At 70.6% G+C, this 20,936-nt stretch carries 22 protein-coding genes and 1 pseudogene; 19 read left to right on the top strand and 4 right to left on the bottom strand.

Annotation, left to right across the window (positions count from 1 at the left end):
* Window positions 1-32 precede the first annotated feature (32 nt).
* The 3 genes from ADK86_RS23825 (at window position 33) to ADK86_RS23815 (ending at window position 2,541) form a co-directional block, all read left to right on the top strand.
* Window positions 33-1,523: a GntP family permease gene (locus ADK86_RS23825; protein ID WP_053698418.1), complete on the top strand. Its 1,491-nt coding sequence runs from the start codon at window positions 33-35 to the stop codon at window positions 1,521-1,523.
* A 65-nt stretch (window positions 1,524-1,588) separates the two neighbouring features.
* The gene (locus ADK86_RS23820; RefSeq protein ID WP_053698417.1) at window positions 1,589-1,984 is read left to right on the top strand and encodes an Imm7 family immunity protein; all 396 of its coding nucleotides are present in this window, start codon (window positions 1,589-1,591) and stop codon (window positions 1,982-1,984) included.
* Window positions 1,985-2,118: 134 nt separating this feature from the next.
* On the top strand, window positions 2,119-2,541 hold the full coding sequence (locus ADK86_RS23815; protein ID WP_053698416.1) for a CYTH domain-containing protein: 423 nt from the start codon (window positions 2,119-2,121) through the stop codon (window positions 2,539-2,541).
* A 54-nt stretch (window positions 2,542-2,595) separates the two neighbouring features.
* Here ADK86_RS23815 and ADK86_RS23810 read toward each other — a convergent pair whose 3' ends face one another.
* The 3 genes from ADK86_RS23810 to ADK86_RS23800 all read right to left on the bottom strand — a co-directional run bounded on the left by ADK86_RS23810 (window position 2,596) and on the right by ADK86_RS23800 (window position 5,052).
* Window positions 2,596-2,844, bottom strand: a complete 249-nt coding sequence (locus ADK86_RS23810) for a hypothetical protein (protein WP_053698415.1) — start codon at window positions 2,842-2,844, stop codon at window positions 2,596-2,598.
* 227 nt (window positions 2,845-3,071) lie between these two features.
* Entirely contained in the window at window positions 3,072-3,599 is a 528-nt protein-coding gene (locus ADK86_RS23805) for a DUF1648 domain-containing protein (protein WP_053698414.1), read from the bottom strand.
* A gap of 94 nt (window positions 3,600-3,693) precedes the next feature.
* The gene (locus tag ADK86_RS23800; protein WP_053698413.1) at window positions 3,694-5,052 is read right to left on the bottom strand and encodes a M14 family metallopeptidase; all 1,359 of its coding nucleotides are present in this window, start codon (window positions 5,050-5,052) and stop codon (window positions 3,694-3,696) included.
* A 202-nt stretch (window positions 5,053-5,254) separates the two neighbouring features.
* Between ADK86_RS23800 and ADK86_RS23795 the strand changes: the two genes are divergently transcribed.
* A complete protein-coding gene (locus ADK86_RS23795; RefSeq protein WP_053698412.1) occupies window positions 5,255-6,166 on the top strand; it encodes a S1 family peptidase in 912 nt (303 codons plus the stop codon).
* Between the two features lie 147 nt (window positions 6,167-6,313).
* Here the strand turns inward: ADK86_RS23795 and ADK86_RS23790 are convergent.
* Window positions 6,314-7,464 (bottom strand): annotated as a pseudogene (locus tag ADK86_RS23790) (chitinase).
* Between the two features lie 344 nt (window positions 7,465-7,808).
* On the opposite strand from ADK86_RS23790, the gene ADK86_RS23785 reads away from it, so the two are divergent.
* The 15 genes from ADK86_RS23785 (at window position 7,809) to ADK86_RS23715 (ending at window position 20,933) form a co-directional block, all read left to right on the top strand.
* Window positions 7,809-8,825 (top strand): hypothetical protein, encoded by a 1,017-nt coding sequence (locus ADK86_RS23785; RefSeq protein WP_234345987.1) that lies wholly within the window; start codon window positions 7,809-7,811, stop codon window positions 8,823-8,825.
* Between the two features lie 154 nt (window positions 8,826-8,979).
* Entirely contained in the window at window positions 8,980-9,702 is a 723-nt protein-coding gene (cpaB, locus tag ADK86_RS23780; RefSeq protein WP_199834461.1) for a Flp pilus assembly protein CpaB, read from the top strand.
* Between the two features lie 13 nt (window positions 9,703-9,715).
* Window positions 9,716-11,065 (top strand): AAA family ATPase, encoded by a 1,350-nt coding sequence (locus ADK86_RS23775; RefSeq protein ID WP_053698410.1) that lies wholly within the window; start codon window positions 9,716-9,718, stop codon window positions 11,063-11,065.
* A 3-nt stretch (window positions 11,066-11,068) separates the two neighbouring features.
* Entirely contained in the window at window positions 11,069-11,455 is a 387-nt protein-coding gene (locus ADK86_RS44650; RefSeq protein ID WP_053698409.1) for a TadE/TadG family type IV pilus assembly protein, read from the top strand.
* The gene (locus ADK86_RS23765) at window positions 11,452-11,877 is read left to right on the top strand and encodes a TadE/TadG family type IV pilus assembly protein (protein WP_053698408.1); all 426 of its coding nucleotides are present in this window, start codon (window positions 11,452-11,454) and stop codon (window positions 11,875-11,877) included. The genes ADK86_RS44650 and ADK86_RS23765 overlap by 4 nt, the downstream gene beginning before the upstream one ends.
* Complete coding sequence (locus ADK86_RS23760; protein ID WP_053698407.1) at window positions 11,874-13,211, top strand: CpaF family protein; 1,338 nt, start codon at window positions 11,874-11,876, stop codon at window positions 13,209-13,211. The genes ADK86_RS23765 and ADK86_RS23760 overlap by 4 nt, the downstream gene beginning before the upstream one ends.
* A 62-nt stretch (window positions 13,212-13,273) precedes the next feature.
* Window positions 13,274-14,218: a type II secretion system F family protein gene (locus ADK86_RS23755; protein ID WP_053698406.1), complete on the top strand. Its 945-nt coding sequence runs from the start codon at window positions 13,274-13,276 to the stop codon at window positions 14,216-14,218.
* Window positions 14,219-14,257: 39 nt separating this feature from the next.
* A complete protein-coding gene (locus ADK86_RS23750) occupies window positions 14,258-15,160 on the top strand; it encodes a DUF5936 domain-containing protein (protein WP_053698405.1) in 903 nt (300 codons plus the stop codon).
* 546 nt (window positions 15,161-15,706) lie between these two features.
* Window positions 15,707-15,913 carry a hypothetical protein gene (locus tag ADK86_RS23745; protein ID WP_234345986.1) on the top strand — a complete coding sequence of 69 codons (207 nt, stop codon included), beginning with the start codon at window positions 15,707-15,709 and terminating at the stop codon, window positions 15,911-15,913.
* Window positions 15,910-16,665 carry a pilus assembly protein TadG-related protein gene (locus ADK86_RS23740; RefSeq protein ID WP_078952220.1) on the top strand — a complete coding sequence of 252 codons (756 nt, stop codon included), beginning with the start codon at window positions 15,910-15,912 and terminating at the stop codon, window positions 16,663-16,665. Before ADK86_RS23745 ends, ADK86_RS23740 begins: the two co-directional genes overlap by 4 nt.
* Before the next feature lie 32 nt (window positions 16,666-16,697).
* Entirely contained in the window at window positions 16,698-17,273 is a 576-nt protein-coding gene (locus ADK86_RS23735) for a hypothetical protein (protein ID WP_053698403.1), read from the top strand.
* A 3-nt stretch (window positions 17,274-17,276) separates the two neighbouring features.
* On the top strand, window positions 17,277-17,906 hold the full coding sequence (locus tag ADK86_RS23730; protein ID WP_053698402.1) for an OmpA family protein: 630 nt from the start codon (window positions 17,277-17,279) through the stop codon (window positions 17,904-17,906).
* Between the two features lie 220 nt (window positions 17,907-18,126).
* Window positions 18,127-18,909: a hypothetical protein gene (locus ADK86_RS23725; protein ID WP_053698401.1), complete on the top strand. Its 783-nt coding sequence runs from the start codon at window positions 18,127-18,129 to the stop codon at window positions 18,907-18,909.
* 71 nt (window positions 18,910-18,980) lie between these two features.
* Entirely contained in the window at window positions 18,981-19,562 is a 582-nt protein-coding gene (locus tag ADK86_RS23720; protein WP_053698400.1) for a TetR/AcrR family transcriptional regulator, read from the top strand.
* Between the two features lie 132 nt (window positions 19,563-19,694).
* Window positions 19,695-20,933 carry a Cmx/CmrA family chloramphenicol efflux MFS transporter gene (locus ADK86_RS23715; protein ID WP_053698433.1) on the top strand — a complete coding sequence of 413 codons (1,239 nt, stop codon included), beginning with the start codon at window positions 19,695-19,697 and terminating at the stop codon, window positions 20,931-20,933.
* Window positions 20,934-20,936 lie beyond the last annotated feature (3 nt).

Raw genomic sequence — 20,936 nt, 5'->3', positions numbered from 1 at the left:
GGAACCACCCTGTCTGACAACGGAGTCACCACATGGTCCACGCTGCCCTCGCCGCTGCCGCGGCCCCCGCCGCACCACCGACGCCACCTCACACCGGCGGCCTGCTCGCCCTCATACCGGGAACCCCCGGGCTCCTCACCGTCGCCGCCCTGGGAATCCTCCTTCTCCTCTTCCTCATCATCAAAGTCCGCCTCCAGCCGTTCGTAGCGCTGCTGGGCGTCTCCATAGCCGTAGGCCTGGCAGCCGGCCTCTCGGTAACCGAACTCTTCGGCACAGTCCAGAAATCCAGCCTCCCCTCCCTCATCGAGAGCGGCATGGGCGGCATCCTGGGCCACGTCGCCATCATCATCGGCCTGGGCACCATGCTCGGCGCGATCCTCGAAGTCTCCGGAGGAGCCGAGGTATTGAGCGCGCGCCTACTGGGCCTCTTCGGCGAACGCCGCGCCCCCCTGGCGATGGGCCTCACCGGCCTGATCTTCGGCATCCCGGTCTTCTTCGACGTGGGCATCTTCGTCCTGGCGCCGATCGTCTACGCGGCAGCCAAGAGAAGCGGCAAGTCCATCCTCCTCTACTGCATGCCGTTGCTCGCCGGCCTCTCCATGACCCACGCGTTCCTGCCGCCCCACCCCGGCCCGGTCGCGGCCGCCGGCCTCTTCAAGGTGGACCTGGGCTGGATCATCCTCATGGGCATCGTCTGCGGCATCCCCGCCGTCCTGGCCGCCTGGGCCTACGCCGCGTGGATCGGCAAGCGGATCTTCGTCCCCGTACCGCAGGACATGGTCGAGGCGGCCGAAGAGTCCCGAGCCGCGGTGATCGCCGAACAGACGGCGGCAGGCGTCCGGCCCCACGAAAAGCCGGTCGCCCTGGGCACCGTCCTCACCATCATCGGCACCCCCCTGGTCCTGATCCTCCTCGCCACCTTCTCCTCGATCGCCCTGGCGCCCTCCACCCTGCGCTCGGTCGTTGAGTTCTTCGGCAACCCCTTCGTGGCCCTGACGATCGCCCTGCTCCTCGCGTACTACCTCCTGGGCATCCGCCGAGGCTGGTCCCGCAAGTCCCTGGAAACGGTCTCCACCGCGTCCCTCAAACCGGTGGGCAACATCCTGCTGGTGGTCGGCGCGGGCGGCATCTTCGGCGCCGTCCTCAAGGGCAGCGGCGTGGCCGACGCCCTCTCCGACACCTTCCACAACGTCGGCCTCCCCGTCATCCTGCTCGCCTGGCTCCTTTCCGTGGTCCTCCGAGTAGCCCAGGGCTCGGCAACCGTGGCCATCGTCACCACCGCCGGCATCGTCCTCCCCCTGATAGACGGCCAACACCTCTCCCAACCCCACCTGGCCCTGATCATCATGGCCATCTCAGCCGGCTCGATCTTCGCCTCCCACGTCAACGACGGCGGCTTCTGGATGGTCGCCAAGTACTTCGGCATCTCCGAACGCGACACGTTGAAGTCGTGGACGGTGTTGGAGACGGTGCTTTCGGTGGTGGGGTTTTTGGTGGCGGCGGGGGTGGGGGTGGTGGTCTGAGGCGTGCCCGGTGGATCACGCTGCGATCAGAAGGGTGAAGCAGGTCGTCTCATTGCGATGATGAGATGTTCGAGTACCACGGGTGGATCACGGTCAGGGAGACCGCAGGCGATGACGACGACAGATCTCGGCTGCGGCACATAGTCGATGAGCTTCGCATGTATATCGCCCAGATGGACAGCCCATACTTGCTTGACCTCAGATGGATGAACGGCGAGCCGTTCATCCACCTCGGCGGCCTTTCCAATCACCGTTCGTCACCTGACGTCGTCGAGCTGTTCGAACATGTGGCCGTGACCGCCCCTGGTTCCTACGGACTTCTCCATGTCTGCGACGACGAAGACCCGAACCACGAGAACGAGGTATACGTGCTCAGGCTCGTTCGCGGCACGGTCACCCAGCACACGGAGACGCTGCTGTCCCCGTACGTGCCGACGGTGGAAGATGCCTGCATGGGCTGAGGCACAGCCCCGCGAAGTGGTACGTCCTGACGTGCTCAAGCGGGTCGCCGACCCCGTAGTGGTTCCGCATCCTTCGCATGGTGGAAACAGCTGTGGCCGACCGTGAACGTTCAGTACGACAACCGGAGGCTGGCGTGTTCGAAGCCGAGCTGAAAGCGCGTGTACGGGAACCGACGGTGGTGCGCAGCGGTTTGGAGCGGATGGCTGTCGGGCGGTCGGGGTCGAAGCCCGAGTATGAGACGAGTGTCGGTGACCCGGATGCCGTCCGGGCCATGCTCGGCGGGCTCGGTTATGCGGAGGCGATCGCCTTCGAGAAGCGCTGCCGTAATGACGAATTCACCGCATACGGCCGGCCGATGCTCGCCATCCTCGTTCGAGTCCCGGAGATCGATGGAACGTATGTCGAGTTGGAGACGAAGGTGGGGGAGGAAGGGGCATTGCCGGATGCATTGAGGGACGTACGGGCAGTCCTCGGGGAGTTGGGGATCGGGGAAGGTGACCTGACCACCGAGATGTACACCGACGCCGTTCGGGCGCGGCGTACGGGGAAATCTTGATGGCCGGGGCCCGCCGTACGGCAGGCCCCGGTTACGCGATCGGTGGCGTCCGGCTCAGGCGTCCGGCTTCTTGCCCGCTGCTGCCTTCTTGATGCGGTCGCTCTGCGGCTTCGCGAAATCGGCGTAGGGCTCGCCGGCCGTGAGGTCCGTGGATTCCAGGCGGATCAGGACTCCTCCCAGGCGCATGTGGACCTCGGTGCGCTTTCCGGTGAAGGCGTCGGTCGCTTCCGCGCCGGCGTAGATCTGGAGAGGTTTCGCGTCGGCGCCGGCCTTGTGGCGTTCTCTCTTGGTCAGGCCCTTCATGGCGGCCTGTGCGTCTTCCGGGGTTTTCCGTGGTGTCCTGGCATTTACGCAGGGCGTGGCCGGGGAACAGGAACCCCGGGCTCCGGCTCTTCCAGCCCCCGGGTGCGCAACTGGCTCACGAGGGCGGTGCGCGCCTGGTCCTGCTTTCTGTTGCTCGTCGCTGCCCTGGTCCGCGTCGTTACCGGTCTTCGTGCCGCCGCTGCCACAGGCGGCCAGTGCCGCCGCCCTCACCGCTTCCGGTCGCGTACGGCCGCGACGATCGTCACCGCGGTGCCGGCGAGTATCGGCACGAGCATTGCCGGGACAAGCCAGCCGGGCACGTCCGGGTCCGGCGTGGAACGCCAGAACAGGCCGCAGCCCGCGAGGAGGGAGAGGCCGATGCAGGCGTTGAGCAGGAGTACGGCGCGGGCGAGGCGGCGGGCCGAGGCCCGGTTGGCGGGTCTGTTGGTCAGGGACGAGGCGGCCCGTGCGGCGAACGGTGTGTCGGCGGCCGTCAGCTCGTCGCGTGGTGTCAGCCGCAGCGTCATCTCCGCGCCGGCGGCCGTCACCACCGTCACGCCCGCGTACACGAAGACCAGCACGAACGCGCTGCCGACCGACTTGTCCGCCCAGGCGTCCACTCCGTCGCTCCCGATGTGCCACGGTATCCGCCCCGGCAGGTGCGGATAGCGCAGCGCGCCCCAGATCGTCTGGGCGGCGAGCAGGGCGGCGCTGGGGAGCAGCCACGGCCGGATCGGGGAGGAGAAGATCGCCATGGGGCAATCGTCTGATGAAAGTCCCGGGTGGGGAAGCAGGCGTGGTACGCCGTGACCGGGGCCCGCCCACGGCCGGCCCCGGTCACGCGAGGGATCACCCCGTCTTGCAGTACTGCGCCTCCTTGCCGATCGAGCGGTACATGCAGTCGCTGTTCTCCAGGAGTTGGAGGACCGCGTCGCGGTTGCGGGACGTTTCGCGGGCGATGACGGAGTCGCGGGGGTAGAAGCCGCCCGCGCCCGCGGAGGACGGGTACATCTCGAAGGTGTAGCCGAAGATTCTCTGATTGCCCCAGAGCCAGTCGTCGATGGAGCCGTCCGTGATGTAGAGGTCGCTGGACTGCTCGGGGGTGTAGCCGTTGCCGGCGGCCATGGACTTGCCGACGGCGGCGAACGCGTCGCGGTCGTCCTGGGTCATGCCGGGGGCGGTGTCGTTGTAGGTGTAGCCGAAGGGCCACAGGACCAGTTCGCTGTACGTGTGGAAGTCGATGGCGGTCTTGATCTGCTGGACGCCGCCGACGACACGGCCGCGGACGAAGTTGCTGACGACCTTGACCTCGGGGGCCGAGGCGGCGGACGGACCGCGGTAGGTCTCCGAGCCGGTGCTGCCCGAGGAGCCGCCACAGCAGCCCCACTTGAAGTCCCAGTTGCGGTTCAGGTCGGTGCCGACGTTCGCCGATCCGCTGTTGGGCTGGCGGTTCTTGCGCCAACTGCGGAACGAGCCGCTGGCGATGTCATACGCGCCGCCGTCCGGGTTCACGTCCGGGATGATCCAGATCTCGCGCGAGTCGAGCATCTTGGTGACGCGCGGATCGCTGCCGTACTTGGACGTGTAGTCGTTGAGCAGGTAGAGCGCCATTTCCACGGTGAGGTGTTCGCGCGCGTGCTGGTGCGCGGTGAACAGGACCTCGGGTTCCTGTTCGTCCTGGGCGACGTTCTTGCTGAGTTTGAGGGCGAGAATGTCCCGGCCCTCGTAGGACTTGCCGATGACGCGCTTGCTGAGGATGGCCGGGTACTTGGCCACCAGGGCGTTGATCTCGGCGGTGGCCTCGGCGTAGTTGTGGTATTTGCCGTAGCCGGAGGGGAAGTCCTTGACGTGGTCGCCGGTGCCCGACGGCGGTGCGGGCAAGGCCCGTAGCCGGTAGCCGAGTTTGCGTACGAGTGTGGCCTGCGCGGTGTCCGCGGTGATGACGACGGTGCGGCCGTGCACCTCGTCGATGGACACGCCCGTCGAGGCGAGCGCGCTGCGCTGCGCGGCGGTGGCGGGGCCGGTGATCTCGTACTGGCGGGGTGTGCCGGTGTCCGCCGCCGGGGTGCCGACGCCGACGGCGGTACGGGCGGAAGTGTCCTGGCGAGGGGAGTCCTCGGCCTGCGCGGCAAAGGGCGCGGCCAGGGCGAGGGAGACGAGCGCGGTGAGGACGGTGGTCCGCCTGCCGCGTCTTCGGGGTCGTCGCATGGTGTCCTCCGTGGGGGTGTGAGGCGAGCGACGGCGCCAGTGTTCGGCGTTGGCATGCCTCGGTCAATCCCTTCCGTTGACACAAACACGCCAAATTCACGCGGGTTTCCGGAAGATTCTTGTCAGGGGCCGGTGCCGCCCCAACAATGCGCACGACAAGTCCGGCGCCACGCCGGACTCACCAGTGTGAGAGGACCCCCACATGAACAGACCTCTCGTCGGCGCCCTGGCCACGGCCGTCCTGGGCGCCACGGCGCTCGCGGGCACCGCCGGTACGGCCCATGCGGCCACGACATCGGACGCGGCGGACCGGGGTGCGGCCCGGACCGCGACGGCACCGCAGCTCGCGGCCGTGGCGCAGGCCGTGGCTCCCAAGGCGAAAGCCGTCACCTTCGCGGGCACGGTCGCGCTCAGCAACTGTTCGGGATCGATCGTCCGGATGCCGAACTCAGCCGACAACGATCCGGCTTTGGTCATGTCCAACGGCCACTGCCTGGAGAGCGGTATGCCCGACCCGGGCGAGGTCGTCGTCGACCAGCCGTCCAGCCGCAGCTTCACCGTGCTCAGCGCCTCGGCCGGCAACCTCGGCACGGTACGCGCCACCAAGATCGCGTACGCCACCATGACCGACACCGACGTGTCCTTCTACGAACTCTCCTCCACCTACGCCCAGATAAAGCAGCGCTACGGCATCAAGGCCCTGGACATCGCCACCACCCACCCCACCAAGGGCGCCGGGATCACCGTCGTGTCCGGTTACTGGAAGAAGACGTACTCCTGCAACATCGACGGATTCGTGTACCAGTTGAAGGAGGGGGGCTATGTGATGAAGGATTCCGTGCGCTACACCCCCGCCTGCAAGACGATCGGCGGTACGTCCGGGTCGCCCGTCATCGACACCGCCTCCGGCAAGGTCGCCGCCATCAACAACACGGGCAACGAGAACGGCGGCCGCTGCACCATGAACAACCCGTGCGAGGTCGACGAGAACGGCAAGGTCACCGTGCGCAAGGGCATCAATTACGCGCAGGAGATCTACACCATCCCCAAGTGCTTCGGCACCGGCAACAAGCTGGACCTGGGGCGGGCGGGGTGCGTACTGCCCAAGCCGTGACGGCGCGGGAGGCATACGCGGTCTATGGCCCGTAGAACGTGAGCCGGCCGTGCAGTGCTTCGAGCACCGCGCGGCCGGTCTTCCGCTGTACGTACGGGATCACGTACCTACGGGATCACATACCTACGGGATCACGCACCTACGGGATTACGGCATCCCATGCACATGCGCCCCCACCTGCCCCGCGAACGCATTGCCGTTCGCCGCGTCCCAGTTGGTGGACCAGGCCATCGCGCCCCGCAGGCCGGGGTAGGTCTTCGGCGGCTTGAACGAGCCGCAGTTCTCGCCCTGCGTCAGACAGTCCAGCGCCGCGTTCACCACGGACGGCTCCACGTACCCGCCGCCCGCCGCGCGCGAGGACGCCGGTACGCCGATGCCCACCTGCGACGGGGCGAGCCCGCCTTCCAGCTGGACGCAGGCGAGCGAGGTGAGGAAGTCCACCGTGCCCTGCGCGTACACCTTGCCGTCGCAGCCGTTCATCGAGCCGCTGTTGTAGTACTGCATGTTGACGACGGTGAGGAAGTCCTTGATCCCCAGGGCCGTCTTGAAGTACTCGTTCTGCGGCGACTGCATGTCGACCGTCTGCGGCGCCATCGTGACGACCACACCGCTGTGCGCGGCATGCAGGGCCTTGAGCGCCTTCGTCATATAAGTCGAGTTGAGTCCGTTCTCCAGGTCGATGTCGACGCCGTCGAACCCGTACTCGTCCATGAGCCTGCCGACCGAGTCGGCGAAGTTCTTCGCGGAGGCGTCGTTGCCGACCGAGACCGCGCCCTTCTCGCCGCCGACCGAGATGATCACCGATTTCCCGGCCGCCTGCTTGGCCTTGATGTCCGCCTTGAACTCGTCGGCGGAGCCGTAGCCGACCGCCGGGTCGAGGTGGAATCCGACGGCGCCGGGCGCACCGGTCGCCTCCGCGAAGGACACCGCGATGATGTCGTAGGCGTCGTCCACGTCCTTGAGTTTCTGGTCGCCTCCGCGAAGGACACCGCGATGATGTCGTAGGCGTCGTCCACGTCCTTGAGTTTCTGGACCGTGGCGCCGTTGTCGAAGTTCTGCCAGTAGCCGGTGACGGCGTGCTTCGGTACGGCCGCGGTGCGGGCCACTGTGGGGGAGTGGCCGGCTTGCGCCGTGGCGGACACAGTGGCTTCGGACGCGTCGGCGGTGCCGGCCGCGACGACGCCGGCGGCGGTCAGGGCCGCGGCGGCGAGGCCCGCGAGCGCCCGCGCGCCGCGTCGTGCCGTACGTCCTGTACGTCGTTCCGGATGTGCTGCTCTTCCTGATCGTGCGCGTACCACTGGTGCCTCCGTGGGGGGAGTTGAGCTTGGTGGTTCTGCTGCGCGTTCAGGGGCCCCTGAGCTGTTGTGGTGCTGGTGTTGCACGTGGTGCGTCGTGCTGGCGTACAAGGTGGTCCAGACCAATGTCCGTGTCAAGAGGTCGCGCGGAACACGGAATTCCCCGGGGCCGGGACGGGAGAAGGGAGCGACGGGGAAAAGGAGATGCCAAGACGGGGACCGAGTAACCCGGAACATGTTCTCCGGGGCGGAACTCGTGGATAAGGTGCTGAGCCAACAGCAGTGCCGACAGCGCCATGAGCCAACAGCAGTGCCGACAGCGCCAGCAGCGCAGTGGGGGACGCGACGTGCCGACCGCGATTGCAGTCACCAGCGCCGACCTCGCGCTGCCCGCCACCGACCGGCAGACCCCGGCCGCCGTCGTCGTCCGCCCGCCGCACGCCCAGCCGTTGGACGAGGCGCTGACCGAGCTGGGCGCGGTGCTGGAACACCACGGCCACCTCGTCGCCCTCTACTCCACGGCCTGCCCGCCGGACCACGTACGCCGTCTGCACACCCTGCGCGCCGTCCTGGAGAGCGACCGGTTCGCGATCGTGCCGGTCGACCTGCCGCCGCTCGGCCTCGCCGTACTGGGCCACCAGCTCCGGCAGTTGTCGCTGTGCGACTTCAGCCCCGGCCTGCTGGCCTGCGCGGCCCGCCTGCTGGCCCACTACGTGCACGCGGGCGCCCTGCTGGGCAGCGTGGCCCGGCTCGACCGGGTCGCCACCGATCTGCGCTCCCACCTGCGTTCCTGGGTCCCCGGTACGCACTTCGCCGTGCTCGCCAACCCCGAAGCGCACCTCGTCCACCTCGACCGGCACGCCGAACGGGCCGCCGACGCCGGGCTGCGCCCGCCCGGCTTCGCCACCCGCCTCGTCCACGCGCGCGGCCAGCTGGCCGGCGACTGGGTCGGCGGCGTGCTGGCCCGCTCCTGGCAGGTGCAGGGCACGTACGAGGTCCCGCTGCCCGCCGAGTCGGCGGCCTGGTGGGGCACTCGCAAGCTGGCCGAGTTCGCGGCGGCCATCCCGGATCTCTCGGTGCTCTACCAGCTCGTGGCGTCCGTACGGAGAGAGGAGTGCCGCTGGTGCGGTCTCGAACTCATCGGCGACCGGTGCGCGTTCTGCTGCGCGCCGTCCGCCGCTCCGACCGCGGGCGCGGGCCCGGGCGCCGCGCGCCGTACGAACCGGTCCGCGCGCTCCCTCCCCGGCCCGGACGCCGACACGCCCGCCTCCTCCCTGCTGCGGCGGCGCGGTCTGGCCCCGGTCGCACCGGCCGGCGTCCCCGGGCCCGAGCCGGGCCGCCGGACGGCCGTACGGGCACGCTGAGCCAACGGCGCACGGCCGACCGGCCCGTACCGAACCCATCCGTACCCGCCCCGCCCGGCACCCGCGCGCCGGACCCCCACCCGTGCGAACCGCCCCGCCCGGCCCCGGCCGTACCCGCCCCCGCCCGCCCCGTCCCCAGCGAGGTCCCGCACTCATGAACTCACGCCAGCGCCGCGGAGTGATCCTGCTGCTCCTGTCGGTCCTCTGCGCGCTCGGCGCGTTCGTCGGCGTGCTGTCGGTGATCCGCGACGTGGAGTCCAAGGTCGGGCCCGAGCGCACCGCGTACCGGCTCAAGTCGGACGTGGCCGCCTACCAGGCGCTCGATCCGGGCCAGTTCGAGCAGGTCGCGATACCGGAGCGCTGGCTGCCGGACACCGCCGTCACCGACCTGGCCCGGGTACGCGGGAAGATCACCGTCACGCCCCTGCACAAGGGCTCGCTCCTCCAGAACGACATGGTCGTCGACCGCCCGGCGCTCAAGCCGGGACAGCAGGAGATCGCCATCATGATCGACGCGGCCACCGGGGTGGCCGGGAAGATCAACCCCGGGGCGCGGGTGAACATCTACGCCACCTTCGAGGGCAAGCGCGCCGAGGACAAGCCCGTCTCCAAGGTGATCGTCGCCAACGCGCAGGTCATCGACCGCGGCAAGCTGACCCCGCTGGAGAACAAGGACCCCGGCGACACCCGCTCCTCCAGCACCCGCCGCGCCACCGAGGCGGTGCCGATCACCTTCGCGCTGAGCACCGCGGACGCCCAGCGCGTCGCCTACGCGGAGTCCTTCGCCACCCACGTACGGCTCGCCCTGGTCGCCCCCGGCACCGAGGCCGCCATCCCGCCGGGCGAGCGCACCTACACCCTCGACGGCGACAAATGACCCGGAGGCACAGGTGACCATCCGCATCCTCGCGGCCGTCGGCGAACCGGACGCAGCCCGTGCCGTGTCCTCGCTGATCGGCCAGCTGCCGGGCGCCGAGCCCGCGCCGCCGGTCGCCGACTCGACGGCCCTGGTCAACGCCCTCGACCAGGCCGCGTCCCGGTCGGTGGCCGGTGCCGCGGCCCCGCCGTCCGCGGCCGTGGACGAACTCCCCGAGGTCGTCCTCGTCCACGAGCGCATCGGCCCGGTGCCCGCGCTGGAGCTGATCCGCGACATCGCGCTGCGCTTCCCCGCGGTCGGCGTCGTGCTGATCACCGCCGACGCGGGTCCCGCCTTGTTCGCCGCCGCCATGGACGCCGGCGCGCGCGGCGTCGTCGGCCTGCCGCTCGGCTACGACGAACTGGCCGCCCGGGTGCAGGCCGCCGCCCAGTGGGCGACCGGCGTACGGGTGCACCTGGGCGGCGGCCAGGAGGCGGCGGCCGGGCCTGCCGGGACGCTCGTCACCGTCACGGGCGCCAAGGGCGGCGTGGGGACGACCCTCACCGCCGTCCAACTGGCCCTTGCCGCGCGCGCCGCCGGGCGCAGCGTCGCGCTGGTGGACATGGACCTCCAGTCCGGCGATGTGGCCTCCTATCTGGACGTCCAGTTCCGCCGTTCGATCGTCGACCTGGTGGGCATCCAGGACATCTCCGTACGCGTCCTCCAGGACGCCGTGCACGCCCACCACACCGGCCTCGGCCTGCTGCTGGCGCCGGAGGAGGGGGAGCGCGGGGAGGAGGTGGACGACCGGGCCGCCCGTACGGTCCTCTCAGCGCTGCGCTCGCGCTATGAGCTGGTGGTGGTGGACTGCGGCGCCCAGATGCAGTCCGCCAACGCGGCAGCCGTCGAACTCTCCGACGTGGCGCTGCTGGTGACCACGCCGGATGTGGTTGCCGTACGGGCCGCCAAGCGCCTCGTACGGCTGTGGGACCGCCTCCAGATCCGCAAGGCCGAGGACACCACCACCGTCGTCAACCGCCTCACCCGCAACACCGAGATCCAGCCGCCGCTGGTCGCCAAGGCCACCGGCACCCGCGTCGCGCGCACACCCGTACCGGCCGGCTTCAAGGAGCTCCAGCCGTACGTCGACGCCGGCCGGATGCAGGACCTGGACGCCCGCTCCACCGTCCGGCAGGCCCTGTGGGCGCTGGCGGGGGAGCTGGGCCTGGTCGACGCGCCCGCCGCACGGCAGGGGCGGGGCAGCCACCGCGCCCGTACGTCGCTGACCGGGCGGCGGCGCAAGGCGCTGACGGCCGGACCGGGCGCCGCGGAGCCGGGCGCGCCCGGCTCGTACGGCCCGGCCGATCCGTACGAGGAGGGCTGAGGGATGCGCCGCACCCGGCCGGGCGACGACCGCGGTCAGGTCTCCGTCGAACTGCTCGGCCTCGCGCCGCTGATCCTCATCGCCCTCGCCGTGGTCTGGCAGTTCGTGCTGATCGGCTATACGTACGCGCTCGCCGCCAACGCGGCGGACAAAGGCGCGCGAGCGGGCACCGCCACCCGGACCGGCGGCGCGGGCGCCTGCGCGGCGGCGGCGAAGAAGGACCTGCCCGGTGCCTGGCAGGGCGGCGCCGAGATCACGTGCGGTGCGCAGGGCGGCCTGTTCACCGCCCGGATCGGGCTCAAGGTGCCGGTGCTCTTCCCCGGCGTCGCGGACTTCCCGTGGGGGACGGTCACGGGTTCGGCGGGGGCGGCGGAGGAGGAGGGGACATGAGGGGGACGGTACGCGCCCGCAGAGGCAGCAGGCCGCGCGTCCGGCGCGACGACCGCGGCCAGATCTCCATCGAATTCCTCGGCTTCCTGCCGATCCTGCTGCTCATCGCCCTCGCCGTGGTGCAACTCGGCCTGGCCGCGTACGCCGTCCAGCAGGCCGGTACGGGAGCGCGCGCCGCCGCCCGTACGGCCACCCTGGACGAGGCCGACCGGAAGACCAGCCCGGTCGCGGCGGGCAAGGCGGCCATGAGCGACTGGGCGGGCGCGGACGCCGTGGTCGTGGCGACCGAGGGCGGCGACGAGGTACAGGCCACCGCCACCGTCGAGATCCCGACCCTCCTTCCCGGCGTCGGCCCCTGGCACGCCACCCGCACCGCCACCATGGCCCTGCCCGCGGAACCCGGAGGAACGACCGCCCCATGAGCCTCAAAGCCCGCATCGCCGCGCCGGAGGCCCCGCCGTCCGGCCGCGAGGACGGCCATCTCGTCGCCGTCTACCGCGCCAAGCTGCTCGAAGAGATCGACCTCGCCGAGATGTCCGCGCTGGCCGCGGCCGAGCGCCGCACCCGCCTGGAGCGCGTTCTCGGCCACATCATCAGCCGCGAGGGCCCGGTCCTGTCCACCGCCGAGCGCGCGCAGCTCATCCGCCGGGTGGTGGACGAGGCGCTCGGCCTCGGCGTCCTGGAACCGCTGCTCGAAGACGCCTCGGTCACCGAGATCATGGTCAACGGTCCTGACCAGGTGTATGTGGAGCGGCACGGCCGGGTGGAACTCGTACCCGTCCGCTTCGCCTCCCACGAACAGCTCATGCAGACCATCGAGCGCATCGTCTCGACCGTCAACCGCCGGGTGGACGAGTCCAATCCGATGGTCGACGCGCGGCTGCCGTCCGGCGAGCGCGTCAACGTCATCATCCCGCCGCTCGCCCTGAACGGCGCCACCCTCACCATCCGCCGCTTCCCCCGCGCCTACACGCTGCCCGAGCTGATCGGCATGGGCACGCTCGACGACGGGATGGTGATGCTGCTGGCGGCGCTGGTGCGCGCCAAGTTCAACGTCGTGGTCTCCGGGCCCACCGGCGCGGGCAAGACCACCCTGCTCAACGCCCTCTCCGGGCTGATCCCGGAGGGCGAGCGCATCATCACCGTCGAGGACGCCGCCGAACTCCAGCTCCAGCAGACCCATGTGATCCGCCTGGAGTCCCGGCCGCCCAACGTGGAAGGCAAGGGCCGGATCACCATCCGCGACCTCGTACGCAACTCGCTGCGCATGCGCCCCGACCGCATCATCGTCGGCGAGGTCCGCGGCGGCGAGACGCTGGACATGCTCCAGGCGATGTCCACCGGCCACGACGGCTCGCTGGCCACCGTGCACGCCAACAGCGCCGAGGACGCCCTGATGCGTCTCCAGACGCTCGCCTCCATGTCGGACGTCAAGGTCCCCTTCGAGGCGCTGCGGGATCAGATCAACAGCGCCGTCGACTGCATCGTGCAGATCGCCCGGCACGCCGACGGCTCCCGCCGGATCGGCGAGATCGCCATCCTGGACTCGCACGGCCACGCCGACTACCGCCTCGCCACCGTCTGCCGCTTCGAGGCCGAGCCCAGCGGCGCCGACCGCACCGTACGCGGCCGCTTCCGCTACTTCCCGCTGCCGCGCCGGGTCGCCCAACGCCTCTACCTGGCCGACGAACCCGTACCCCCGGCCTTCGGCGTCGCCGCCACCGACGGCCGGCTCGCCACCCGAGAGGTCTTGTGACAGCCCCGTAGTCCCACCGCCCGCAAGCCCGCAGCCCGCAGCAGGAGGACGGACGTAACCCCATGTCCCTGGACAGCATCGCCCTGCTCACCCTCGGCACCACGCTGCTCTGCGCGGTGCTGGCCGTGGTGGGCCTGCGGCTGTACGCGACCGGACGCGAGCGCCACCAGGCCCTCGTCGACCGGCTCTCCGACGACCCCGGCCTGCCCCGGACGGGCCGCGGCCGCCGCTTCACGGGCGTCGACCGCCGGCTGCGCGCCACCCGCCTCGGCCGCGGCCTCGAACTGCGGCTGGCCGCCACCGGCCTGGACGTCACCCCCGGCGAGTTCTTCGTCTGCCTGCTAGCCGTGGTCGCCGGGGTGTGGCTGGTCGCCCAGGCGGTCCTGGCGCCCTTCTTCGGGCCGATCGCCGCGCTGGCGGCGGTCTGGGCCGCGTACGCCTTCCTCAACTGGCAGCGGCAGAAACGTATCGAGCGGTTCATCAACCAGCTGCCCGAACTGTCCCGCATCCTCGCCAACGCCACCCAGGCCGGGCTGGCCCTGCGCACCGCCCTGGGCATGGCGGCGGAGGAGCTGGAGGCGCCGGCCGGCGAGGAACTGGCCAAGGTCTCCGACAAGCTCGCCGTCGGCCACTCCCTCGACGAGGCCCTGGACGAGCTGGCCGCCCGCCTGCCCTCGCGCGAACTGGTCGTCCTCGTCACCACCCTCGTGCTGTCCAACCGCGCGGGCGGCACGGTCGTCGGCTCGCTGCGCAACCTCACCAAGACCCTGGAGGAGCGCAAGGAGACCCGGCGCGAGGTGCGCACCCAGCTCTCCCAGGTCGTCGTCACGGCGTACGTCGTGCCGTTTCTCGGCCTGGGCACGCTGCTGCTGATGGACCGCATCGCGCCCGGGGCCATCGACCGGATGACGGCCACGTTCCTGGGGCAGGCCGCGGTGGTCGTGGCCTGTGTCCTGTACGCGGTCGGCTTCTTCGTGATCCGCCGCATCTCCAAGATCGACGTCTGACCGCGCCCGCCGCACCTCCCCTCCAGAAGGCACCCACCCATGGGAATCGGAACGACCGGCCTCCTCCTGGCCCTCGCGCTCGCCCTCTCCGTCGCGGGCATCTGCTACGGCATCGCCCTCTACCGCCGCGAGGCCAGGCTGCCCCCGGACATCGCCGTCGCCCTGGAGATGGGGTCCTCCCGTACCACCGTCGTCGGCTCGGCGGTGGACCGGATGGGCATGCGCTACGCGCCACTCGTCCTACGCCTGATGGGTGAGAAGAGAGTGGCCAAGGTGCGCAGGCGCATCGATCTCGCGGGCAACCCGGGCGGCCTCACCGTGGACCGCTACGCGGCCCGCCGCGCGGTCTACGGCTTCCTCGGCTTCGGCGGCGCGCTCGTCATGCTGCTGCGCTCCCAGCTCCTGCTCGCCCTCCTGCTGTTCGCCTTCGGCCTCTTCTGGAACGAGGTCGGCATCTGGGCCGCCATTCGCCAACGCAAGGACACCATCGAACGCACCCTGCCCGACTTCCTCGACGTGCTCGCCGTCGTGGTCAGCGCCGGACTGGGCTTCCGGCAGGCCCTGGACCGGGTGGCCGACAAGTACGAGGGTCCCTGGGCCGACGAGCTGCGGATCACCCTGCGGCAGATGGACATGGGCGTCAGCCGCCGCGAGGCGTTCGAGGAACTGCGCAGACGCAACGACTCCGATCAGGTGGCCCAGTTCGTCACCGCACTCCAGCAGGGTGAGGAACTCGGGTCCCCGATCGTGGACACGCTCATCCAGATCGCCGATGACATGCGTCGCACCGATGCGCAGAACGCCCGCCGCCGCGCCGCCCGCGCGGTGCCCAAGGCCACCGTGGTCGTGACCACGTTCATGGTGCCCGGCACGATGATCCTGCTGGTCGCGGGCTTCTTCCTGGGCTCGGGCACCGACTTCGGCTCAATCATGGGCAAATGAGCGGTGCTACGCGGGCGGTGCGTCAACTCACATACCGCACACGCGGTTTCCGCGTCTCGAAACGGCCCCCTGTTGTGCGTGCGCCCTTCGCGTACGCAACGGTATATGGCACAGTCGGCATCCATGTGTTCCCCGGCCCCGGCCGCACCGCCGGGCACACCGGGACATCCGGAAACGGCGCTGCCGACGAGGACGGGGCGGGGGTGGGACCGATGCCGTCGGACCGAACGGGCGTACCGGGAGAGCCGGGCGCGGCGGAGGGGACGGCGCTGCCGGGCGGACCGGACGGCCCGAAGGGCCCCCCGATGCTTCAACTCGGTTCACCGGGAAAGGAATGGGGCCGTGTGCCCTGTTCCGGGACCGGTGTTCCGGCGTACGTTTCTCGTGTCGCGAGCGTGTGTGTGCGCAGTGTGCTCACGTTCGGTGCACGGGCGTCCGGTGCCCGTCCGAACCGGGCCCGCCCGTACGGCGCCCGCTCGCGCGGCGACACCACGGGGGCAGACCATCCGGACCGGAGCGGCCCGGCCGCCCATGGAGGGGAACACGATGGCGAAGCGGTTGTTCGGAAACGACCGGGGACAGACCTCGAACGACCGGGGTCGGACCACGAACGACCGGGGGCAGACCTCGATCGAGTACCTGGGCATCATCGCCGTGGTGGTGGCGATCGTACTGGTGCTGTCGACCACGGACTTCGGCAGCCAGATCGCCACGGCCATCTCGAACAAGATCTCCCAGGTCGTGGGCATCTGACGCGGAGCGCGTCCCGCCGGCGGGCGCGGCGCGCCGGGCCGGAAGGGGACGCGCGACGGGCCCGGGACTCCGGGCAGGCGTTCCCCGTCTACATCGTGGCCGTGGCGGGCCTGCTCTTCCTGGCCCTGGCGTTCTTCGCGGTCGGTCAGGCCGCGGCGGTACGCAACTCCGCGCAGACCGCGGCCGACGCGGCGGCCCTCGCGGCCGGGCAGAAGTACCGCGACCAGCTGACCACGAAGCTCCTGGACGCGGTCCGTACGGGCGCGCCCTGGCGCGACTTCCTCGACGGCCGTGGCGTACCCGGCGACGAGGCGTGTACGAACGCCCAGTGGTTCGCGGGGCGCAACGACGCCGACGCGACGTGCACCCCCGGCTCGTACCCCACGTCGTTCGCCGTCCGGGCCGACACCCGTAAGACGGTGGGCCGTTCGGTCATTCCGGGGACCGAGGGCAAGCACGCGTCGGCGCGGGCCAAGGCGGTGGTGGAGCCGCGCTGCGCCGCGGGTCCGCAGCGGGAGCCGGGGCCGCCCGGTACGGGTCAGGGCGGGGACCAGGGCCAGAGCGGGGGCCAGGGCCAGGACGAGGACGGCGACCCGCCTGCCGGGGAACCCGCGCCCGGCGACGGCCCCGCGCCCGGCCCTCCCCTCGACCTCGTCTGCGAGCACGGCAAGAAGTGGACGATCGACCCCGCCGACCCGCGCGGCGAGCTGCCGGAAGCGTCCGACCTGTTCTCCGTACGCCTTGCCGAATGACCAGCCGACGACGAGCAGAGGGAATCGCATCCATGAGTACCGGGCGCCCTTCGAAGGCCAGGAGAGTGGCCGCCGCGGCGATCGCCGCCGGGCTCGCTCTCGTCGTGAGCGGCTGCGGCGGGGACGACGGCGGCGGCGCGAACGACGGCAAACCCCCGACACGGGCCGCCGCCCCGAAGCACACCGGCCGCGGCACCCCGGCCGCCGACACCACCCAGGCCATCGGCGAGATGAAGGGCCCGGACGGGGTGGTCGTCACCCTGCACTCCGCGGTCCGCGACTCCGGCGGCTTCGTCACGGTCAGCGGTACGGTCACCAACAAGGGCACCAAGATCTTCAACGCGATCAACTGGCGCTCCAACGAGACCGGCATGCGCTCGCGCTCCTCCGTCTCCGGCGCCACCCTGGTCGACAAGGCCGGCAAGAAGCGTTACCTGGTGCTGCGCGACACCGAGGGCGAATGCCTGTGTACGACCGGGCTCAGCGGCCTCAAACCCGGGGAGAGCCGGCCCCTGTTCGCCCAGTTCCCGGCCCCGCCGGAAAAGGTGACCGAGGTCGACTTCCAGCTGCCGACCCTGCCGCCCGCCACCGTCACGATCTCGGACTGACCCATGGCCACCACGTCCGGGACCAGGACCCGTACGGCACGCGCCGCCGTCACCACGGCCGCCGCCCTCCTCCTGGCCGTCACCCTCGGCCCGACCGCCGCCCGCGCCGACGACCCGCCCGGCGTCTCCGAGGACACCACCGCCCCGGTGAAGATCGACCCGCGCGACCCGGACCTGCGGATGGTCCAGGGCGCCACGCTCGCCCCCGCCAAGGTCCTCAACATCAAGTCCATCGTCGAGACCGACGACGGCGCCGAGCGGCGCCAGGACACCAACGCCAACGTGACCTTCGCCCTCCAGGCCGAGGTCCTCTTCGGCAAGGACAGCGCCGAACTGACCCCCGAAGCGCTCTCCCGCATCAGCACCATCGCCACCGAAATCAAGCAACAGCACGCCACCAACCTGCGCGTCTTCGGCTTCACCGACAACCTGGGCACGTCCGCCCACGGCCTGGTCCTCTCCAAGGACCGCGCCAACGCCGTCCAGCGTGAACTGGCCAAGGCCCTCGGCCCGACGATCACTTTCCAGATCCGCGGCTACGGCGAGGAGTACCCGATAGCGGACAACGGGACGGAGGACGGGCGGAAGAAGAATCGGCGGGTGGAGGTGAGCTTTCCGCGGGCGGGGCGTTAGAGCTCCGGGGACACCAGGGGCAGCTCTCCGCGTACACGAGGGCGGAGAAATTCGTTGGCGGAGTACGGCCACTACTGCTACTTTTCCGGAGGCCGTGCGAGGAAATGAGGAGGTGGTACCCGTGAACGTATCGACATGGGTGCTCCCCTCCGGGGTCACGGTCGGACGATAGGTCGTCGTCCGGGAGCGCCGCCTCCGAGCACTCCCGAAAGGCACGACCGTGCGCTTCATTTCTGAGCGGCGTCTCGACGACGGCGTCCTCGAACGCGAATTCATCCTCGGTGAGATTCCCGGCATTCTGTGGACGCCCGGATCCGCATCCACATCCACATCCGGACCTGCATCCGATTCCGAATCCGCACCTGCACCCGCACCTGCACCGCTGATCCTCCTCGGCCACCCTCCCCTCGGACTGCGCCAGATGTACCCCCGACTGGTGGACCGGGCCCGGCACTCCGCGGCCGAGGGCTTCGCCACGGCCACCATCGAGCTCCCCGGGAGCGGCGATCGGCCCCGCCGGCCCGCCGCCGAGCAGGCCCGCGCCGACCTGCGCCGGGCGATGGAGGCCGGCGAGCCGGTCACCGACGAGATCGTCGACGCTCTCGTCCTCCCGCTGGTCGACGAGGCGGTGCCGGAATGGCAGGCCGCCCTGGACGCCCTCCTGTCCCTCCCCGGGATCGGCGGCCCGGTCGGATATTCCGGGGGAGTGATCTCCATCGGCATCCGGCTGGCGGTGGTCGAGCCGCGCATCGTGGCCGCCGGGCTCTTCGCCGGGAGCCTCGTGCCGCGCGCGATGTTCGAGGAGGCCCGGCAGGTCACCATTCCGCTGCATGTCCTGCTCCAGTGGGACGACGAGAGGAACGACCGGCAGGCGGCCCTGGACCTGTTCGACGCCTTCGGCTCCAGGGAGAAGACCCTGCACGCCAACATGGGCGGGCACACCGGCGTCCCGCGGTTCGCGGGGGACGACGCGGCGCGGTTCTTCGTCCGGCACCTGAAGTAGGCCGGGCCGCCGGGCATGGGGTCGGCCACTCGTATTGAACTGAGCGTTCCAATACCTGTACCGTCATCCCCATGCCCCGCCCCAGGAAGTTCGACGAGGAGCGGGCGGTCGACGCGGCGATGCACGCGTTCCGGGCCGCCGGCTACGAAGCCACGTCCACGCAGGACCTGTGCGAGGCGACCGGCCTCGGCCGCAGCAGCATCTACAACACCTTCAAGAGCAAGCACGACCTCTTCGAGCGGGCGCTCGGCCGCTACATGGGCGAGCGCAACGGTGAACTGTTCGCGCTGATGGAGAGCGATCTGCCGGTACGGGAGAAGATCCGTACGCACCTTGAGCGGGTCGTCGAGGAGGAGTGCGGCGACCAGGACGACCGGCGGGGATGCCTGGTGGTCAACACCGCCGTCGAAGTCGCGGCCCGCGACCAGCAGGTCGCGGGCGAACTGGCCCGGGACTACCGGCTGCGGCTGGAAGTGATCCGCGCGGCGCTCGCGTCCGGGCAGCGGGACGGCGACATCGCCGCGGACAAGGACGTCAGTGCCCTCGCGCACCTGGTCATCGCGGCCGTCGGCGGTCTGCGCGTCTCGGCGCGCTGCGGGGCCGGCCGGACCGCGCTGCGCGGGGTCGTGGAGGGGGTCATGGCGGCTTTGTGAGGGGCGGGCCGACGCGCTAGGCGGCCCGCCTTCTCTTGTGCCTTCGTTTTGGACTGGTCAATACATAACGCCGGGCGATTACGCCCGCGCCGTATCCGAAAACCGGAGCAGGAGCAGAAGCACGTGAAAGCCATACCCATAGCCGTCCACCTCCTCGGCCTGGGAATCTTCGCCCAGGGCACCTCCGAGTTCATGCTCGCGGGGCTGCTGCCCAATGTGGCCACCGACCTCGGAGTTTCCATCCCCGACGCCGGACTGCTGGTGTCCGCGTTCGCCATCGGCATGGTCGTGGGCGCGCCCGTACTCGCCGTGGCCACCTTGCGCATGCCGCGCCGGACCGCACTGATCGCCTTCCAGCTCGTCTTCATCGCGGGACACGTGATCGGTGCCCTGGCCCCGGGCTACGGGGTGCTGTTCGCGACGCGGGTCGTCAGCGCCTTCGCGTACGCGGGCTTCTGGGCGGTGGCCGCCGCGACGGCGGTGAGCCTGGTGCCCGCCGGCGCCAAGGGCAAGGCGCTGTCGGTCGTCGGCACCGGCCTCACGCTCGCGACGATCGTCGGCGTACCGGCCGGCACGGTGCTGAGTCAGCACGTGGGATGGCGCGCGGCGTTCTGGGCCGTGCTCGCCCTGACCGTCATCAGCCTGCTCGCCCTGCTGGCCGTACTGCCCGCCGGTCGGGCGCCGCACGCCGAACTCCCCTCCCCCCGCCGGGAGTTCAAAGCCATGGCCCGGCCCGCCCTATGGGTCTCCTACCTCCTCACCACCCTGAGCTTCGGCGTCGCCATCGTCACGTTCAGCTACCTCGCACCCCTGCTGACCGAAGTGAGCGGACTGCCGTCCGGGCTGGTACCGGCCGTACTCGCCCTGTACGGCGTCGGCGGCCTCCTCGGCATGACCCTCGGCGGACGCACCGCCGACCGCCACCCCCTGCGCACCCTCTTCCTCGGCATCGGCGCACTGACGATCGCCTCCGCACTACTGGCACTGACGGCCACGAACCTGCCCGCGACCATCGCCTTGATCTTCACCCTCGGCCTGACCGGCTACCTCACCAACCCGGTGGTCCAGTCCCGCGTCTTCACCCTCGCCCCGGACGCCCCCACCCTGGCTCCCGCCGTCAACACCTCCGCCTTCAACGTCGGCATCACCCTCACTCCCATGCTGGGCGGCCTCACGATCGACGCAGGTTTCGGCTACACGTCGGTGGCCTGGGTGGGCGCGGCGGTCGGCGTGGCAGCGATGCTCGCGGCGCTGTGGGCGGGGGTGTTGCAGCGCAGGGCGGAGGCCCGTACGGCAGCGGGTCAGTCGCCGAATGCGCCCGAGCCCGTCGTCACAGCTGCCAGGCCGGACGCCCTGACGGCAGCCGACTGACCG

The organism is Streptomyces sp. NRRL F-5755, assembly GCF_001279365.1.
Lineage (GTDB): Bacteria > Actinomycetota > Actinomycetes > Streptomycetales > Streptomycetaceae > Streptomyces > Streptomyces rimosus.
This window is presented reverse-complemented; position numbering and strand designations above follow the sequence as displayed.

Excerpts from the sequence above, each read along its gene's own strand:
- ADK86_RS23805 (WP_053698414.1), bottom strand. The coding sequence starts at position 3,599 with ATGGCGATCTTCTCCTCCCCGATCCGGCCGTGGCTGCTCCCCAGCGCC.
- ADK86_RS23750 (WP_053698405.1), top strand. The coding sequence starts at position 14,258 with ATGGGAATCGGAACGACCGGCCTCCTCCTGGCCCTCGCGCTCGCCCTC.
- ADK86_RS23755 (WP_053698406.1), top strand. The coding sequence starts at position 13,274 with ATGTCCCTGGACAGCATCGCCCTGCTCACCCTCGGCACCACGCTGCTC.
- ADK86_RS23800 (WP_053698413.1), bottom strand. The coding sequence starts at position 5,052 with ATGCGACGACCCCGAAGACGCGGCAGGCGGACCACCGTCCTCACCGCG.
- ADK86_RS44650 (WP_053698409.1), top strand. The coding sequence starts at position 11,069 with ATGCGCCGCACCCGGCCGGGCGACGACCGCGGTCAGGTCTCCGTCGAA.
- ADK86_RS23745 (WP_234345986.1), top strand. The coding sequence starts at position 15,707 with ATGGCGAAGCGGTTGTTCGGAAACGACCGGGGACAGACCTCGAACGAC.
- cpaB (WP_199834461.1), top strand. The coding sequence starts at position 8,980 with ATGAACTCACGCCAGCGCCGCGGAGTGATCCTGCTGCTCCTGTCGGTC.
- ADK86_RS23730 (WP_053698402.1), top strand. The coding sequence starts at position 17,277 with ATGGCCACCACGTCCGGGACCAGGACCCGTACGGCACGCGCCGCCGTC.
- ADK86_RS23735 (WP_053698403.1), top strand. The coding sequence starts at position 16,698 with ATGAGTACCGGGCGCCCTTCGAAGGCCAGGAGAGTGGCCGCCGCGGCG.
- ADK86_RS23765 (WP_053698408.1), top strand. The coding sequence starts at position 11,452 with ATGAGGGGGACGGTACGCGCCCGCAGAGGCAGCAGGCCGCGCGTCCGG.
- ADK86_RS23720 (WP_053698400.1), top strand. The coding sequence starts at position 18,981 with ATGCCCCGCCCCAGGAAGTTCGACGAGGAGCGGGCGGTCGACGCGGCG.
- ADK86_RS23820 (WP_053698417.1), top strand. The coding sequence starts at position 1,589 with ATGTTCGAGTACCACGGGTGGATCACGGTCAGGGAGACCGCAGGCGAT.
- ADK86_RS23760 (WP_053698407.1), top strand. The coding sequence starts at position 11,874 with ATGAGCCTCAAAGCCCGCATCGCCGCGCCGGAGGCCCCGCCGTCCGGC.
- ADK86_RS23810 (WP_053698415.1), bottom strand. The coding sequence starts at position 2,844 with ATGAAGGGCCTGACCAAGAGAGAACGCCACAAGGCCGGCGCCGACGCG.
- ADK86_RS23825 (WP_053698418.1), top strand. The coding sequence starts at position 33 with ATGGTCCACGCTGCCCTCGCCGCTGCCGCGGCCCCCGCCGCACCACCG.
- ADK86_RS23795 (WP_053698412.1), top strand. The coding sequence starts at position 5,255 with ATGAACAGACCTCTCGTCGGCGCCCTGGCCACGGCCGTCCTGGGCGCC.